The following is a 14,889-nucleotide window of genomic DNA, read 5'->3' on the forward strand; positions in this document are numbered from 1 at the left end:
GGAGGCCACGAAGGCCTCTGAAGGCCACGGAAGGCCTCGGAATCCGTGAGGAGATCGGCTATGTACGCAGTGGTGCGGCGGTACGAAGGGGTGACGGACCCCGCCGAGGCGGGACGCCGGGTGGACGAGGGGTTCGTCCCCCTCCTGCGCCAGGTCCCCGGCTTCGTGGCCTACTACTGGGTCGACGCCGGGGACGGGGTGATGCTCTCCACGAGTGTGTACGACGACCAGGCCGGGGCCGAGGAGTCGGTCAGGAGGGCGGCGGCCTTCGTACGGGACCAGCTCGCGTCGCTGCTGCCCAACCCTCCCCAGGTCACGGCCGGTCAGGTCGTGGCCGCCGGGTAGCGGGCGGTTCAGGCCCGGTCCCGCAGCGCCACCACCCCGGCCGCTCCCAGCACCGCCACCCCTGCCGAGACCGCCATCGCGACGTCCGCGCCGTGCGCCAGGCCGCCGCCGGACGAGGTGGCGAGGGCGATGGTCAGGGCCACGCCCGCGCAGGAGCCGATGTAGCGGAAGGTCTGCTGGGCGCCCGAGCCCATCGCCGCTCGGGCGGCGGGGACCGACTCCACCGCCTGGAGGGGGAGCGCGGCGTTGAGGAGGCCGCTGCCGGCGCCGCCGAGGAGCAGGCCGGGCAGCAGGCGGGGCCAGGAGCCCGCGTCCAGGGCGCCCAGCATGGTCAGCGCGCCGGCCGCGTGCAGCAGGAAACCGGCGGCCAGTTGCCAGCGGGGGGACACCCGGCCCGCCAGGCGCTTGGCTTGGAGCGCCACCGTGAAGGACAGGCCGGACCAGAGCAGGAACAGCCACGCCGTGTCCATCGCGGACATCCTCAGCGTCTGCTGGAGGAGTGCCGGGAGGTAGCTGAACAGGCCTATCACCGTCAGGCCCGTGACCAGGCCGCTGAGGGAGGAGACCAGGAAGCGGGGGGTGCGGAAGAGGGCCAGGTCGATCATCGGGGTGGGGGCGAAGCGGCGCTCGATCAGGGTGAAGGCGCCCAGCAGGACGACCGTCGCCGCCAGCAGCAGGGCCACCGGTGCGCGCAGCCAGCCGTCGCGGCCCAGGGTGAGGGCGGCCACCAGGGAGACCAGCGCGAGGCCGAAGGCCAGGGCCCCGGCGATGTCCGGGCGGCCGCCGCGTGGTGAGCGGGACTCGGTCAGGGTGCGGAAGGAGAGGCCGGCCACCAGGAGGGCGGCCGCGCCCAGTACGGCGTACGCCGTCCGCCAGCCGGGCATCGCACCGGCGACCAGCGGGCCGAGGGCGATGCCGCCGCTCACGAACGCGCCCCACACGCCCGTCGCGTGCAGCCGGCCGCGCGGGCTCGGGAAGGCGGCCACCAGCAGGCCCAGGCTGCTCGCCAGGATCGCCGCGCTGGCCGCGCCCTGCGCCACCCGGGCCAGGGTGAACGCCCAGGTGGAGGTGGTCAGGCCGCCGAGAGCGGTGGTCAGGCCGAGGGCGAGGGTGCCGGCCGTGAAGATGCGGCGGCGGCCGTAGTCGTCGGCCAGGCTGCCCGCCACCAGGAGGAGGGCGGCGAGGCCGAGCGGGGTGCCGTTCAGCAGCCAGGCCTGCGCGGAGAGGGGGGTGTGCAGGGCGGCGACCGTGTCCGGGAGCGTGACCACCGGGGCGGTGTACGTCATCAGGGCCACGGCGGTCGCGGCGCTGGTGAGGGCGAGGGTGGGGCGGCCGTTTTGGGCGGGGGCGGCCGCTGCGTCCGCTGAGCCCTCCGCGGCGGTGGGCGACGGGCTCGCACGCTTCATGGTTCTTTCACTGAACCTAGTCATGGGGGTACCGTAGCACCGTTGGTTCGTTCATTGAACTCACTATCCGGAAGCTGGCTAAGGTGGTCTCCATGGCACTGGGCAAGGACTACGCGACTCAGGAGTGCTCGATCGCCAGCGCACTGGAGGTCGTCGGCGAGCGCTGGACCCTGCTCGTCATCCGCGACGCGCTCTACGGCGTCCGGCGCTACAACGACTTCCTCGTCCACCTCGGCATCCCGCGCGCCGTCCTGTCGGCCCGCCTGAAGGCCCTCACCGAGGAGGGGATCCTGGAGAAGCGCCGGTACCAGGAGTCGCCGCCCCGGGACGAGTACGTCATCACCGAGCGCGGCATCGAGCTCTGGCCCGTCCTGCGCACCCTCGCCGTCTGGGGACGCGAGCACCTCATGGACGTCCGGCTGCGCTACTTCCAGCACGCGAACTGCGGGACCGAACTCGGCTCGTACGGCGAATGCCCCGCCTGCGGAACCGTCGTCCCCGTCGCGGACGTCCTCGTCACGCCGGGCCCGGGCCTCGACCCCGACCCGGCGGACCCGGTCAGCCGGGCGCTCCTGAAGCCAAAGAGGCTCCTGGAGCCGCTGGAGCCGGATCATGTATAACCGGTGAGAGTGAGAGTCAGGGTGAGGGGGGAGGGACGCACGTGAACCGCCGCTGGGTCGTGCCGTCGTCCCGTCCCGTCGCCCTGCTGCTGCTCCTGCTGTTCGATCTCCTGCTGCTCGACTCGGGCAGCCTCTTCACCACCGTCGCGCTCGCCGCGACCGCCGCCGCCGGCTCGGCTCTCGCCCTCTGCTCGGTCCTCGCCGCCCGCTCCGCGCCCGCCGTGCCGCCCACCCGGGTCCGTACGGCGATACGCGACCGGGCCCGGCGTACGGCCTTCCTGCCGCAACGCGACCCGGACGCGCAGGGCCGCAGCCGCCCGCGAGCACCCGGGCACGCCCTCCCGGCGACCCCCGCGTAGACCACCCCCGGTCCCTGGCCTCGGGCTTCTCGGCCCCGGGTGACCTCGCGCGCGTCGTCATGCCGTCCCGCCTCTTCACCCACGGCACGACGAGACCCCCGGAGGGCTCCCACCCATGTCCGTCCTCATGTCCGCTTTCGCCGGCCTGGTCGAGCATCTCGCCGACCTGCTCCAGCCGCTCTTCCACGCCTCCGCGGCCGCCGCCGCGATCGTCCTGTTCACCGCGCTCGTACGACTGCTCGTGCACCCCCTGTCCCGGGCCGCCGCCCGCGGGCAGCGCGCCCGGGCGGCACTCCAGCAGAGAATCGCCGAACTGCGCGAGAAGCACGGGAAGAACCAGGAGGCCCTGCAGAAGGCGGTACTGGAACTCCACGCGGCGGAGAAGGTCTCGCCGCTGTCCGGCTGCCTGCCGGGACTGCTGCAACTGCCCGCGTTCTTCGTCCTCTACCACCTCTTCTCCAGCGCGACGATCGGCGGCCACGGCAACGCTCTGCTGTCCCATGCGCTCCTGGGCGCTCCGCTCGGCGGGCGGTGGAGCGACGTCCTCGCCGACGGCGGGTTCGGCAGCGGTGGCGGGCTGGTCTATCTGGCGCTGTTCGCGGTGGTCGCCGCCGTCGCCACCTTCAACCTCCGCCGCGCCCGGCGGACGACGGCGGCGGCGATGGCGGTGGCGGTGACGGGCGAGGGGGACCAGCAGGTGCCCGGCGTCGGCGCGGTCACCAAGGTGATGCCCTACCTGTCGTACTTCACGCTGGTCACCGTGGCCGTGGTGCCGCTGGCCGCCGCGCTGTACGTGGTGACCAGTACGACGTGGAGCGCGGTGGAGCGCGCCGTGCTCTACAGGTGAGGGCCATGGCGCCTACGGTCCAGTACGTGAACAGGCTCTTGCCCGTTGTACGGTCATCTTGGAGGATCGACCAGTCCTCCGATGGCTGCACCCATCGGTCGGGCGACTGCTGTCGAAGGAGATGGTGACGACCATGAAGCTGCTGCGAGTCGGTACGGCGGGGGCGGAGCGGCCCGCGCTGCTCGACGCCGAGGGTGTCCTGCGGGACCTGACGGGGATCGTCGACGACATCGACGGGGCTCTGCTCGCCGACGACGCGGCGCTCGGCCGGGTCCGGGCCGCCGCCGAGGCGGGTGAGCTGCCCGCGCTCGACGCGACCGGGCTGCGGATCGGGCCGCCGCTGGGGCGGATCGGGAAGGTCGTGTGCATCGGGCTCAACTATCACGACCACGCCCGCGAGACGGGGGCCGAGCCGCCGGCCGAGCCGGTCGTCTTCTTCAAGGCCGCGGACACGGTCGTGGGGCCGAACGACACCGTGCTGGTGCCGCGCGGGTCGGTGAAGACCGACTGGGAGGTGGAGCTGGCGGTGGTCATCGGGCGTACGGCGCGTTATGTGGCCGACGACGAGGATCCGCTGGCGTACGTCGCCGGGTACGCGGTCGCGCACGACGTGTCCGAGCGGGAGTTCCAGATCGAGCGGGGCGGGACCTGGGACAAGGGGAAGAACTGCGAGACGTTCAACCCGCTCGGGCCGTGGCTGGTGACGGCCGACGAGGTCGGCGACCCGCAGGACCTGTCGCTGAAGCTCTGGGTGAACGGCGAGCTGAAGCAGGACGGGACCACGGCCGAGCAGATCTTCTCGGTGGCCGAAGTGGTGCGGTATGTCAGTCCGGGGATGTGGTGGAGCTGGAGATCGGTGGGCTCGGTCGTCAGCGGCAGGAGTTCAAGGACGCCTGAAAGCTCACCCTCGCCCGACACAGGGGTGGCCGGTTCACGCCAGGAGAGTCCAGCGCCGGTGAACCGGCACAGCCGGCGGCGTCGAAGCCGTCCAAGGCGCTGTTCACCTCACCGCCGTTCACCTCGTCCGTGCGGTCCGTCGAGGGCACACGGCGGTGGACCACCGGCCATGTCTCGTCCATGAACGTGCGCCACGGACCGCTCTCGGGCGGCGTGGCCCACCGAGGACACGTCCACGGCGGCATGTGGTCGCCGACGACATCCCGGCCATGCGGTGTTCCTCGTCTGCAAAGAGGCGCCGCCCCGCCCCGGCACGGCTGAACGCACTCGCGCGGGCTGCCCGACGCTGCCGAAGCGCCCCCCTGTCGGCGTCCTCGCCTCGGTTGACCAGCCGGTCTTAAGTCGGCGGAGGGCCGCTCGTGGGCGGTCTCGGATGCGAAGGCCGTGCCTCGACGTATATAGGCCATGTGATCGCGCGCTGTCCTGACGGTGTTTCTGTTCGCTATGGAAGCGTTTCCGTCGTCGTCGGGATGCGGGCGGTCAGGTGGAATCCGGCATGGGGCGGAGCGCTCGCACCAGAGATGTCCTTTACATTTCCGACATAGGTAATTAACAGCCGCGCGTCCGCGGATGTGTAGATCCCGTGTATAACTTCGTACTGTCTGATTTGAGCGACGGGCACCAAGGGGGGCGTCTCGTCGCTTGATGTAGTACCGAGTAGTACTGACAGGGGGTTTGGGGGGCATCGGCGGCGCCGTCTCGCGGCGTCGCATCACCGGCCGCACGCCTGGGGAGGCGTGTCGATGCCGAAACGTTTCGGTGAATTAACCGTCAATCGCGCTCGCCGTGCGGCCGGCGCTGTTCTTCACCGTATTTCGCGCGGGATGGCGTTTTCCATTCCCTGTCGCCGAATCTCTGCATTCCGCTTCCGTGTTCGGCGTGCCCGCAGGCACCCGAATCCGAACAGGAGAGTGATTCAAATGGCCAGGATCTTCATCGTCGGTTCCGGAGTCGTCGGAACAGCCACTGGCATGGGGTTTCTCCACGCCGGCCATCAGGTGACCTTCATCGACGTGGCGCCGCAGCGCCTGGACTACCTGCGCTCCCAGGGGCTGGACGCGCGCGCCGAACTCGACCTCAGCGCCGAGCCGGACGCGTTCGTCTTCCTCACGCTGCCTACGCCCAACGTCGGCCACCGCTACGACCTGTCCGCGTTCGAGGCGGGCACCGCCTCCGTGGGCGCCGCGCTGGCCGACGCCGCGGGTACGCACATCGTCGTGGTCCGCTCCACGGTCCCGCCGGGTACGGCCGAGGGCCTCGTGCAGCCGCTGCTGGAGAAGCACTCGGGGAAAACCGCCGGCGAGGGCTTCTCGCTCGCCAGCAACCCGGAGTTCCTCCGCGCGGCCACCGCGGTCGAGGACTTCCGCCACCCGTGGATGACCGTCATCGCCTCGCGCAGCGTACGCACCCGGGAGCGACTGGCCGAGTTGCTGGCGCCCTTCGGCGGTGAGACACGCGTCTTCTCGAACCCCGCCGAGGCCGAGTTCGTCAAGTGCGCCCACAACATCTACAACGCCACGAAGATCAGCTTCTGGAACGAGATGTGGCTGGTGGGTCAGCACCTCGGTCTGGACCTCGACCCGATCGCCCAGACCGTGGCCCGCTCGGCGGAGGCCTCGTACAACCCGTACTACGGCATCCGGGGCGGCGCCCCGTACGGCGGTGTCTGCCTGCCGAAGGACACCCAGGGGTTCCTCGGCCTCGCCGCGTCGATCGGCGTCGACATGCCGCTGCTCAAAGCGGTCGTCACCGTGAACGACAAGCTCGCCGAGGTGGCCGAACTGGAGACCGAGGCCCTGACCGCCTAGGCCCGGCGGCCGGCGCAGCCCGACACGGTTCCGCGCCGGCCCAGCCCGTCGGCCGGCCGGTCCGGGCCGGATCCCGGCCGCCGGGCATCTCTCTCCGCTGCCGCGCCGCACGGCCGGCGTGACGGCGGAGGCTGTCAGACACCTGTGGACCCAACGAGAACAGGCCCATGAGCGGACTCTTCGACACCACCCTGCTGGACTTCCGGTACTACCTCGTCTACCTGCCGTTGGGCATACTCGGCCTGGTCCGCTGGGCCTGCTGGCTCGTGCGGCGGGCCCCCGCGGCTCTCTACCAGCCCGTGAAGAACGACCACTTCCTCCCGCTCGGCATCGTCGTGCCGGTGTACCAGGAGGATCCGGAGATCTTCGCCCACGCGATCGAGTCGTGGCTGGCGAACGAGGTGGCCGAGGTCGTCCTGGTCATCGACGTCACCGACAAGGCCTGTCAGGACATCGCGGCGCGCTATCCCGTGACCGTCGTCGTCACCGACGTGCCCGGCAAACGCGACGCCCTGCGCAAGGGGTGGGAGGCATGCTCCGCCGACCTGGTGGCGCTGGTCGACTCGGACACCATCTGGGCGGACAACGTCGCCCGGGAGGTCTGCAAGCCCTTCGCCGACCCCAGGATCGGCGGGGTGGGGACCCGGCAGAACGTGTACAACCCCAAGGGGTTCCTGCAGCGGGTCAACGACATGTACCTGGACTACCGGTACTTCGACGAGAACGCGGCGCAGACCGTCATGGGCCGCGCCGTCTCGTGCCTGTCCGGACGCACCGCCGTCTACCGGCGCGAACTGCTGCTGGAGATATCCGACGACTTCATGGCGGAGACGTTCCTGGGCGTCCCCTGCATGTCGGGCGACGACAAGCGGCTGACCACTCTGATCCTGGAGCGCGGCCACCTCACCTACATGCAGCGCTCCGCCCGTGTCTGGTCGACCTTCCCCGGCACGCTGCGGATCTTCCTCAAGCAGCGGCTCCGCTGGGCCCGCAACACCTGGCGCTCCGACCTGAGGGCGCTGTCACGCCGCTGGGTCTGGCGGCACCCCTTCCTCGCCTACACCATGATCGACAAGGGGGTCAGCAGCTTCACCCTGCTGTTCTCGCCCTTCTTCATGACCTGGGCGATCATCCGGCACGACTGGTTCTTTGTCGCCTGCCTGGCCGGCTGGTGGTGGGTGAGCCGGTCGATGAAGATCCTGCCGCACCTGGTGCGCAAGCCCTCGTCGTTCTTCCTGGTGCCCGGCTTCGTCCTGATCTCGTTCATGATGGCGGTCGTCAAGCTCTGCGCGCTCGCCACCATCCGCAAGCAGCGCTGGCTGACCAGGCAGGTCTCGGTGGAGAACGGCGTCGTCGTCAGGACCGCCCAGCCCGCCGGAGCGGAGGCCACGGCATGAGACACGCCACCCGCGTCGCACGCGCCGCCCTCGTCGCGGCCGCCCTGCTGGCCGCCGTCGCACCCGCCGCCCACGCCGCAGGCGGCACCGGGGGCGACCCGGACGTCGCCGCCTGGCAGCGCAGCGGACGCCCGGACCGGCTCATGGTGATCAGGCCCGGCACCGTCGCCCTGGTCAGTCACGGCTCTGTGGTGAAACGCCTGTACCCGCAGTACGGACCGCTCCCGCTGAGCTGGCTGGCCGCCAACGCGGGCGGGGAGTGGATCGGTCACGCACCGGCGAAGACGGGCCGGTCCAAGACCGTGCGGATCAACACGGCCGTGCTGCTCACTCCCGGCACCACCCTGCAGATGGGCCGCCGCACGCCCACCGTGCTGATGACCGCCGGGAAGACCCCCGCGTCCGGCACCTGGATCCGCGGCAGCCGGGCCACCCTCGACATCGACGGGGTCACCCTGGCCTCCGCGGCCGCGGACGGCTCCACCCCGGCCCCCGCGGACCTGGCCGGACGCCCCTACCTCGCCATGGGTGCGGGGGGCCGCATGACGATCGACGACGCGCAAGTGACCGGCCTCGGCCGCGGCGCCGACGCCCCGGCCCGGGAGTCCGGGATCACCTGGGGGCGGGCCGCCACCGGATCCGCCACCGGCTCCACGTTCCAGGGCGACCGCACCGGCCTGCGACTGACCGGGTCGACCGGCGTGGAACTCGACAAGGTCACCGTCAAGGATGCCGTCCAGGACGGCGTCGTACTGGACGGCGACCGGGGCACCACCGTGCGCGGGCTGACCGTCGAGGGCAGCGGCGGCAACGGTGTGACGGTCGGCGGCACCGACCGCCGCAGTCTGTCCGGCGTCACCACCAGTGACAGCCACGGCACCGGCATCAAAGCCACCGCCCAGCACGGCCTGACGCTCACGGCAACCGCATCGCACCACGACGCCGGCGGCGGTGTCCGGCTGATCTCCTGCGTCTCCTGCGCCCTCGACAAAACCGTGGTGGACGGCGCGTCCTCCGCGATCAGCGTCTCCGGCCAGGGCGCCCGGGTGACCGTACGCGATGCCCGGCTCACCGGCGGCGCGGACGGCGCCGGGGTGACGCTCGCCGCGGACATCGCCGGTGCCACCGTCACCGGTGGCACGATCAGCGGCTTCGACCGGGGCATAGCGATCGGCGGTCCCGACGTCCGGGTCGACGGCACCACCGTCAGCGGCGCCGGTACCGGCGTCAAGATCTACGGGCACGCGAGCGATGCCGCGCTGAACTCCGTCGTCGTCCACGGCGGCCGGGCCGGAGTCACCGCCTCCGACGCCACCAGAGGCGTCGTCCTGACCGGCGTCCGGATCAGCGGCGTTTCCGGCAAGGGCCTGGCCTCGGCGTCCACGGGGCTGACGGTCAGCGGGGGGTCGGTCAGCGGCGCCCTCACGGCCGTCGACCTCGGCGCCTCCGCCCGGCTGGAGAAGCTGACCGTCAGCGATGCCCGGCGGGGGATGCACCTGGCCTCCGGCGTGCACGCCGCCGCCGACGGCCTGGACATTCTCGCCGAGCGCAAGGGAATCGAGGCGGACGCGGGTGCGTGGATCAGCATCACGGACTCGCGGGTGAGGGCCCCCACCGCCCTGTCCGGGAAGGGCACGATCAAGCGGCTCGGGCACACGGAGGTGACCCTGCCGCCGTTCCCCTGGCTCGGGTTCGCGGCGCTGGTCGCCCTCACCCTCGCCGTTCTGCTCCAGACCGTCCACCAGGTCCGCCACCGCAGGACACCGCGGCCCCGGGTCGCGGCCCACGTGCGCAACACCGCGTGACCCGGGGGCGGGCGGCCCCGGGGACGGGGAGGCACCGGTCACCGGGCCGTCCGCCCGCCCCCGGACCGCCGAAGCTCCTGCCGTGCCCGCCGACGCAGACCCGCCCGGCTCTTCCTCGGCGGGCAGCTGAGGTACCGGCCCGCTCCCGGCCGGCAATCGCACCACCCAATCGGATACGGCGCGCACCACCGGACGGCCGGAGGACTCCCCGGAACGAGCCCCGCCCCGCCCGTCCTCATCGCAAACAGCGCCTCCGCGGTTCAGTGCCGAACGGCGGAGGACATGTCAGGAGTCTCGTATGAACGACCAACCACTCAGACCGGGCGCGACCGCCCCGGCCGACCCGCCTCGCACGGGCCTTGCGCCCGCCCCTCTCTCCCGGTCGGCCAGGAGCGTCGCCCCCGCGGGCCGCTCCGCCCGCCGCCTCGGCGTCGCCCTCACCGTCCTCGGACTGCTGACCGGCCCCGTGGTGCTGTTCGCAGCACCGGCCGAGGCCGTCTCGTGCTCGGGTCAGGTCCGCTATGCCGGCAGCACCAACACGATCTACCTGACCTCCGGCACCGCGAGCCTGTCCGACATCGACGCGCTCTGCCCGTCCGCACCCCTGGTGGAGACGGACCCGTCCACCAACACCTGGGAACTGAGCGCGGACCTCGTCGTCCAGAACGGCGCCACCCTCGAACTGCACGGCACATCGGCCGGCGGCGACGTCGACACCCTGCGGCTGCGCAGCCTGTCCGACAACGTCGCCACCCACGTCAGCGCCATCACCGCGCAGTACGGCGACATCGACATCGACACCGTCCACATCACCTCGTGGGACGACGCCACCGGCGCCCCGGACACGGACCCGTACCTGCCCGCGAACGCCCCGTCCGGTTCCCGGGCGCGCGCCTTCATCAGGGCCATCTCCTACCTGGACACCGACGGCACGCCACGCGAGTCGCGGATGGACATCAAGGACAGCGACATCGGCTACCTCGGCTCCCACGACGCCGAGAGCTACGGCGTGTCGTACAAGGGCCGCGGCTGCGACTCCACCCACCTCGCCGTGTGCGCGGCGCTGAACGTCTACGGCTCGGAGACGGGCAGCCGGTTCCACAACAACTTCATGGGCACGTACACGTTCGACGCGTACGGCATGACCTTCACCGGCAACGAGTACGACCACAACGTCATGTACGGGCTCGACCCGCACGACGACTCCGACTACCTGACCATCACGCACAACCATTCGCACGACAACGGCGACCACGGGATCATCTGCTCGCAGCGGTGCGACCACCTGGAGATCGCGTACAACGAGGTCGACCACAACGGCATTCCGCCGTACGTCCCGGTCGGTGACGACGACCCGTCGGACAACCAGGTCCACGGCATCATGATCCACCGCGGGGTCACCGACAGCGTCATCGAGCACAACTACGTCCACGACCAGCCCAACGGCGCCGGCATCGCGGTCTTCGACAGCAGCGGCGACACCATCCGCGACAACACGGTCACCGGCGCCGAGTACGGCCTGCGCTACAGCGTCGGCTCGTCGAACATCACCACCACCGGCAACACGGTGAGCAACAGCAGCCAGTACGCCGTCTTCACCTACCAGGGCTCCGACATCCCGGCCTACACCAACAGCACCGGGCGGCCGAACGACCTGGTCTTCACAGGCAACACCTTCGACACGACCGCCAGCAACGCGGTGAAGCTGAACCAGACCGACGGGACGGTCTTCTCCGGCAACACCTTCAGCGGCACGTTCTCCTCCGGTGTGCTCACGCAGTGGAGCACGGGGACCGTGTTCTCCGGCAACACCGTCCCCACCTCGCTGACGTACTCGGTGAAGGGCGACTCGACCACACCGGGCAGCATCACCTTCAAGGACATCAAGCAGGCCACGAAGGTGGCGGTGGACTCCGTGAGTTCTGCGTCGTTCACCGGCTCGGCCGGCACCGTCCACAAGGCGAGCGGCTTCCCGGCCGTCACCACCGCGCTCGGCTCCGCCGGAGCCGGCGGCACGGCGACACTGACCGCGGCGACGGTCGGCACCTCCCAGGTGACCGTCACCCCGCAGTCCGTCGCGGTGATCCCCGCGAGCGGCACCGCCACGGGCCGCGTGCCCACCGGCGCGGGGGCGTACGAGGTGCTGGTCGCACCCGGCACCGCCGGCACCGACCTCGCCTTCACCGCCGTCGGCCTGACGCCGGGCGCCAGGTACGCGCTGACCGTGGGCGGCACCACACTCGCGAGCGGCACGGCCGCCGCCGACGGCACCCTCACCCTGCACACGGTGCCGAGCACGGCACAGGAGGTGGACTACCGGTTCGTCAGCACGAGTTAGCGGGCCTTGAGACGGCCCGACGCACGGATCGACGGTTCGGCACACCGGCAGACGGGAGCGGCGGCAGTGCGCAGACGGCAGTTCATCACGGCCTTGGGGGCCACCGTGATCGGTACGGGGGTCGCCGCCTGCTCCTTCGGCGGCCAGGGGGGCGGCACGTCCGGATCCCCGGGCCGCTCCACCGGCTCGGCCACCCCGCTGAGCGCGGACCCGTCCGCCGTGGCCGGGTTCTTCGGCCCCCGGCTCACGGCACGCCAGGCCGGCTCGTTCGGCCTCTCCCGCGCCGGGCTGCTGCCGGGACACCACCCCGTGCTGGGCCGGTTGCTGCGGGTCCACTACCCGGCACGCTCGGCCAGCCCGACCGTGGCGCGACAGTACGGCCTGCCCGAGGGCGGAGCCCAGATCTACCTGGAACTGGCGGGCGGCCCCGTGGACCTCCTCCACCTTCGTTACTACGTGCGGTTCCCGAAGTACTTCGACTTCGTCAAGGGCGGCAAGCTGCCCGGCCTGTACGGCGGGACGGTGACGAGCGGCCGTCGTATCCCCGACGGGGCGAACGGGCTGTCCACCCGCTACATGTGGCGCACACACGGCGCCGCCGAGGTCTACGCGTATCTGCCGACGTCGGTCGCCCACGGCACCTCGCTCGGTCGTGGCTCCTGGGACTGGCCGCTCGGCCGCTGGGTCTGCGTCGAACAGGCCATACGCCTCAACAAGCCGGGCCACTTCGACGGAAACGTGACCGTCCACGTCGACGGGCGGCAGGTGCTGAGCCGGGGCGGGCTGGAATTCCGTACCACCGATCGGCTCGGCATCGACGGAGTGCTCTTCTCAACCTTTTTCGGCGGCAGCGACCCGACATGGGCGACGCCGCGTTCCCAGTACGCCGACTTCGCGGCGTTCGCCGTGTCCGACCGGCCGGTCGACCCGCTGCCAGGCGTCTGAACATCCCGTCCTAGGAGGGACCCACCCATGACCATCACCCATGACACGGCTCTCGCCATCACCGGCTGGGGCGGAGCGCACGTCCGACAGGCCGTCATCCTCGCCGGAGGGCAGGCCAGCAGGCTGCGCCCCTACACCGACCACATCCCCAAGGCCCTGGTGGAGGTGGCCGGACGGCCCATTTTCGAGCACCAGGCGCACTGGCTGGCGGCCGAGGGCATCGAGGAGGTGGTCATCTCCTGCGGCTACAAGGCCGACGTGCTGCGCGACTACGTGGCCGCCAACCGACTTCCGCTGAACGTACGGGTCGTCGTCGAGGACGAGCCGCTCGGCCGTGGCGGCGGCCTGAAGTACGCCGCCACCCACCTCCCGTTCCCCGCGGAGCGGTGGGCCGGCCTCAACGGCGACATCCTCACCCGCTTCTCGCTGCGCGACCTGGCGCGGGCCCACGTCGAGCGGAACGCGCTCGCCACGCTGGCGGTGACGCCGCTCAAGTCGCCGTACGGGATCGTGGAGATGAGCCACTCCGACCGGGTGACGAGCTTCACCGAGGCACCGGTGCTGCCGCACTGGATCAACGCGGGGGTGTATCTGTTCGAGCCTGAGGTCACCGCGCTCCTGCCGGACCTGGGCGACCACGAGGACACCACGTTCCCCGAGCTGGCGCGGGAGGACCGGCTGTCGGCGTACCGGATCAACGGGTACTGGCGCGGCGTGGACAACGCGGTCAAGGCCTACGACATCCGTGGCGAGGTCCCCGCACAGCTGAACTCCGACCTCGCCTGCAGGACCGGCGCCCTCTTCGTCCGGCTCACCGGCGCACCGCGGATCGTGGTCGCCCGCGACATGCGCGACAGCAGCCCGGAGCTGGCCGCCGCGTTCGCCGCGGGCGCGAACACGGCGGGGGCGGACGTCGTCGACGCCGGGCTCGGCTCGACCGACTACCTGTACTACGCCTCCGGCAGCCTCGACCTGCCCGGTGCGATGATCACCGCCAGCCACAACCCGGCCAAGGACAACGGCATCAAGCTGTGCCGTGCCGGAGCGGCGCCCATCGGCGAGAGCTCCGGGCTGGGGCGGATCCGGTCCTGGCTGGAGTCCGGCGACATTCCGGCGCCTGCGGCCCGCCCCGGCACCACCACCTCCCGGAACCTGCTCGGCGACTACGCCGCCCACCTCAACGCCCTCGTCCCCCTCAAGGGCAACCGCCGCCTGACCGCGGTCGTGGACGCCGGCAACGGCATGGCCGGCCACACCGTCCCGGCCGTCCTCGACGGCCTGCCCGTCGATGTCGACGCCCTGTACTTCGAACTCGACGGCAGCTTCCCCCACCACGAGGCCAATCCCCTGGACCCGAAGAACCTCGTCGACCTGCAGGCCCGGGTCCGCGCCGTCGGCGCCGACATCGGCCTCGCCTTCGACGGCGACGCCGACCGGTGCTTCTTCGTCGACGAGCGCGGCGAGGCGGTGTCCCCCTCGGCCGTCGTCGGCCTGGTCGCCGCCCGCGAGCTGGCCCGTCACCCCGGCTCGGCCGTCGTGCACAACGTGATCACCTCCGCGGCCGCCGTCGAGATCATCCGTGAGCTCGGCGGCACGCCGGTCCGCTCCCGGGTCGGCCACTCGTTCATGAAGGCCGCGATGGCCGAGCACGACGCGGTCTTCGGCGGCGAGCACTCCGGCCACTACTACTTCCGGGACTTCTGGCGTGCCGACACCGGGATGCTCACCGCCCTGCACGTGCTGGCCGCCCTCGGCGAGCAGGACCGTCCGCTGTCCGAGCTCGCCGCCGGCTACTCCCGCTACGCGGCCTCCGGTGAGATCAACTCCGTGGTCGCCGACGTGCCCGGCACCCTCGACCGGGTCGAAGCCGCCTGCCGCGGGGAAGGGGTCACCACCGACCGGCTGGACGGGCTGACAGTGGACCTGAGCGACGGCCGCTGGTTCAACCTGCGGCCGTCGAACACCGAGCCCCTGCTGCGGCTGAACGTCGAGGCACCCGTCCCGGCGGCTGTCGACGCCCTGCGCGACGAGGTGCTCGCCCTCGTACGGCGCTCCTGAAGGG

11 protein-coding genes and 2 pseudogenes are annotated in these 14,889 nt (G+C 71.5%); 12 read left to right on the forward strand and 1 reads right to left on the reverse strand.

All coding sequences use genetic code 11. From position 1 onward, the window contains the following. The first annotated feature begins 60 nt into the window (after positions 1 to 60). The gene (locus tag JF597_RS47020; protein WP_294011477.1) at positions 61 to 345 is read left to right on the forward strand and encodes a hypothetical protein; all 285 of its coding nucleotides are present in this window, start codon (positions 61 to 63) and stop codon (positions 343 to 345) included. 8 nt (positions 346 to 353) lie between these two features. Here JF597_RS47020 and JF597_RS47025 read toward each other — a convergent pair whose 3' ends face one another. Beyond that, positions 354 to 1,751 carry an MFS transporter gene (locus tag JF597_RS47025; RefSeq protein ID WP_294011479.1) on the reverse strand — a complete coding sequence of 466 codons (1,398 nt, stop codon included), beginning with the start codon at positions 1,749 to 1,751 and terminating at the stop codon, positions 354 to 356. Between the two features lie 92 nt (positions 1,752 to 1,843). Here JF597_RS47025 and JF597_RS47030 point away from each other — a divergent pair, with 92 nt between their 5' ends. The 11 genes and pseudogenes from JF597_RS47030 (at position 1,844) to JF597_RS47080 (ending at position 14,885) form a co-directional block, all read left to right on the forward strand. Continuing rightward, the gene (locus tag JF597_RS47030; RefSeq protein WP_294011481.1) at positions 1,844 to 2,371 is read left to right on the forward strand and encodes a helix-turn-helix domain-containing protein; all 528 of its coding nucleotides are present in this window, start codon (positions 1,844 to 1,846) and stop codon (positions 2,369 to 2,371) included. Positions 2,372 to 2,412: 41 nt separating this feature from the next. Then, entirely contained in the window at positions 2,413 to 2,730 is a 318-nt protein-coding gene (locus tag JF597_RS47035; RefSeq protein ID WP_294011484.1) for a DUF6412 domain-containing protein, read from the forward strand. A 127-nt stretch (positions 2,731 to 2,857) separates the two neighbouring features. Further along, positions 2,858 to 3,577, forward strand: a complete 720-nt coding sequence (gene yidC, locus JF597_RS47040; RefSeq protein WP_294011486.1) for a membrane protein insertase YidC — start codon at positions 2,858 to 2,860, stop codon at positions 3,575 to 3,577. Positions 3,578 to 3,710: 133 nt separating this feature from the next. Further along, positions 3,711 to 4,474: pseudogene (locus JF597_RS47045) on the forward strand (fumarylacetoacetate hydrolase family protein). A 980-nt stretch (positions 4,475 to 5,454) separates the two neighbouring features. Continuing rightward, positions 5,455 to 6,342, forward strand: coding sequence for a 2-dehydropantoate 2-reductase N-terminal domain-containing protein (locus JF597_RS47050; protein ID WP_294011489.1), 888 nt, complete (start codon positions 5,455 to 5,457; stop codon positions 6,340 to 6,342). Between the two features lie 167 nt (positions 6,343 to 6,509). Continuing rightward, on the forward strand, positions 6,510 to 7,739 hold the full coding sequence (locus JF597_RS47055) for a glycosyltransferase (RefSeq protein WP_294011491.1): 1,230 nt from the start codon (positions 6,510 to 6,512) through the stop codon (positions 7,737 to 7,739). After that, entirely contained in the window at positions 7,736 to 9,544 is a 1,809-nt protein-coding gene (locus JF597_RS47060) for a right-handed parallel beta-helix repeat-containing protein (protein ID WP_294011493.1), read from the forward strand. Before JF597_RS47055 ends, JF597_RS47060 begins: the two co-directional genes overlap by 4 nt. A 298-nt stretch (positions 9,545 to 9,842) precedes the next feature. Then, the gene (locus JF597_RS47065) at positions 9,843 to 11,882 is read left to right on the forward strand and encodes a right-handed parallel beta-helix repeat-containing protein (RefSeq protein WP_294011495.1); all 2,040 of its coding nucleotides are present in this window, start codon (positions 9,843 to 9,845) and stop codon (positions 11,880 to 11,882) included. Positions 11,883 to 11,948: 66 nt separating this feature from the next. After that, positions 11,949 to 12,827: a polysaccharide lyase gene (locus tag JF597_RS47070; protein WP_294011497.1), complete on the forward strand. Its 879-nt coding sequence runs from the start codon at positions 11,949 to 11,951 to the stop codon at positions 12,825 to 12,827. 27 nt (positions 12,828 to 12,854) lie between these two features. After that, positions 12,855 to 13,436: pseudogene (locus tag JF597_RS47075) on the forward strand (nucleotidyltransferase family protein); the annotation flags it as partial. Between the two features lie 105 nt (positions 13,437 to 13,541). Then, positions 13,542 to 14,885 carry a phosphomannomutase/phosphoglucomutase gene (locus JF597_RS47080; RefSeq protein ID WP_294011527.1) on the forward strand — a complete coding sequence of 448 codons (1,344 nt, stop codon included), beginning with the start codon at positions 13,542 to 13,544 and terminating at the stop codon, positions 14,883 to 14,885. Positions 14,886 to 14,889 lie beyond the last annotated feature (4 nt).

Origin of the sequence: Streptomyces sp. (assembly GCF_019510245.1) — a bacterium.
Taxonomy (GTDB): domain Bacteria; phylum Actinomycetota; class Actinomycetes; order Streptomycetales; family Streptomycetaceae; genus Streptomyces.